The sequence below is a fragment of the Sphingomonas sp. genome, assembly GCF_031380695.1.
Lineage (GTDB): Bacteria > Pseudomonadota > Alphaproteobacteria > Sphingomonadales > Sphingomonadaceae > Sphingomicrobium.
This window is the reverse complement of sequence record NZ_JANMWY010000016.1, coordinates 1-1,765: the sequence shown is the minus strand read 5'-3', so window position 1 is coordinate 1,765 and position 1,765 is coordinate 1. Positions and strand designations below refer to the sequence as shown.

General features: G+C 63.5%; 1 protein-coding gene and 2 pseudogenes. All 3 read right to left on the bottom strand.

What is annotated here, in order from left to right; genetic code table 11:
* Positions 1-284, bottom strand: a pseudogene (locus RMN84_RS00495) (MFS transporter); the annotation flags it as partial.
* On the bottom strand, positions 281-1,291 hold the full coding sequence (locus tag RMN84_RS00490) for a dipeptide epimerase (RefSeq protein ID WP_309610251.1): 1,011 nt from the start codon (positions 1,289-1,291) through the stop codon (positions 281-283). The pseudogene RMN84_RS00495 and the gene RMN84_RS00490, both read right to left, overlap by 4 nt.
* Positions 1,291-1,765, bottom strand: a pseudogene (locus tag RMN84_RS00485) (serine hydrolase); the annotation flags it as partial. The pseudogene RMN84_RS00485 and the gene RMN84_RS00490, both read right to left, overlap by 1 nt.

The window sequence follows — 1,765 nt, the reverse complement described above, 5'->3', positions numbered from 1 at the left end:
ATGAAATGGCCCAGCGCCATGATGCTGGCGCCAATGATCACCGCCTTGCGCTTGCCCAGCCAGCGATCGGCGATCACGCCCCCGACGATCGGGGTGAAGTAAGCGCAGGCGGTGTAGGTGCCGTAAATCGCCGACGCATGCTGCTGCCCCATCAGCAATTGCTTGGTCATGTAATAGACCAGCAGCGCGCGCATTCCGTAGTAGGAGAATTGCTCCCACATATTGGTCAGGAAAAGGACGGTTAGCCCGCGCGGTTGCCCGAACCACGGTCGCTCGTCGGTCACTCGGCAAGAACCTTGCCGGAACCCCAAACGTCCGACCCCGCGCTGACGAAACCGTCGCGATAATCGACGGCGTGCTTCTGATCCTCGACGATGAAGGTCGGGCCGTCGAGATCGACGATGTCGCACTGCTGGCCAAGGATCAACGCGGGCGCGGTCGACAGACTGGTGCCGATCATCGTTCCGACCATGACAGTAAGACCGAGACGCCGCGCCTCGGCGGCCATCAGCAGCCCTTCGGTCAGACCGCCGCATTTATCGAGCTTGATATTGACGACGTCGAAGCGTCCCGGTGCCGACGGCAGCTCGGCCAAGCTCAACAGGCTTTCATCGCCCGCAATCGGGATCGCCGACTTGAACCCATCGAGATCGGCCTCGCGGCCACGCGCCAGCGGCTGCTCGAGCAATTCGACGCGCTCGGCGAGCAGCGCTTCGACCAATGGTTCGAGCTGGCTTCGTGCGAACCCCTGATTGCCGTCGACGCCGAGCCAGACGTCCGGGCGGGCAGCGCGAACTGCGGCCACGCGCTCGACGTCCAATTCGAGTTCCCCGGTCAGCTTGACCTTGATCGCCCGTGCGTCGGCGTAACTCCGCGCGCGGTCGGCCATCGCCGCTGGCGAATCCGCACTGACCGTGAAGGTCGTCAGCAGGGGCTTGAGCGCGTCAACGCCGGCCAGCGACCAGGCAGGTTGACCGGCACGCGTCGCTTCCAGTTCCCACAGTGCGCAATCGACCGCATTCCGTCCGCCGCCGGGTGGCATCACGGCGCGAAGGCCTTCCCGCGTCAGCCCTGCTTCGATGGAACCGCGCGCGGCTTCGATGTCAGCCAGCATGTGTGCGACATCGTCGCCCAGGTAATAAACGCCGCCGCCTTCGCCGCGCCCGATTGCTTCGCCATCGCTTAATGTCACGACGACGACGTCGGATCTGTCGAAAACAAAGCCCGAAATGCGAAACGGGACTTTCAGGTGCAGCGTCCTGGTGACAACCTTTAGCGACAGGCGCGCCATTAGTAATCGACGCCCATGGCGAGCAGCCCGAAACGCGCCGCCGTGTAGAGCACGATCAGTGTCGCAAGCAGCACCAGCACGCTCCACAATTTGCGCCGCCAGCGTCGCCCATCGGTGAAGGTCAGCCGCACGTTCCAGGCACTCACCAGCACCGCACCGACAAATACGATGATCCCGACGATCTGGATCAACCGCAACAGCAGGTCGAAATTGCCAGCGAGGTTTTCGAGATCCTTGAACAATAGGGTGATGAGGATGCCCCACCCCGTCAGCACGAGGAGATCGGCGCCCGCCATGATCCGCGTGGCACGATATGCCTGCAAAGAGCGGCCAGCGACGCTCGGCTGCGCCTTGTAGCGCCGCCGAACGTACCATGCGGCGGGCCAGTAAAGCAGCGTCAACAGGAGGACAGCGAGGCTCGCGTAGAGCGCGGGCTTGAGCCAACTTCCCGACAATCCGGCAGGAACGCGGTCG

Coding starts and splice junctions, on each gene's coding strand:
- RMN84_RS00490 (WP_309610251.1), bottom strand. CDS start 1,291: ATGGCGCGCCTGTCGCTAAAGGTTGTCACCAGGACGCTGCACCTGAAA.